1 protein-coding gene is annotated in these 213 nt (G+C 52.1%); it reads left to right on the forward strand.

What is annotated here, in order from left to right; all coding sequences use genetic code 11:
* Positions 1–213, forward strand: a 213-nt coding sequence (locus LKX83_RS33490) for an MFS transporter (RefSeq protein WP_227887636.1), incomplete at both ends; no start/stop codon positions are given.

Raw genomic sequence — 213 nt, forward strand, 5'->3', positions numbered from 1 at the left:
CTTTGGTCTCATTCTTTTTACAAATAGCTTTACGACGGCTGCGATTTTCCTGACGATCTTCGGCCTTGGAAATGGCGTCATCCGCCCAAGTGTATCGGCTCTGATAACGAAGCGGACAGAAGTCGGGCAGGGAAGCGCCACCGGGCTGTTGTCCTCGTTTGATTCATTGGGCCGTATCGCCGGACCTCCAATCGGCGGTATGCTTTATTCAAT

The organism is Cohnella baijiui, assembly GCF_020731285.1.
In the GTDB taxonomy this organism is placed as follows: domain Bacteria; phylum Bacillota; class Bacilli; order Paenibacillales; family Paenibacillaceae; genus Cohnella.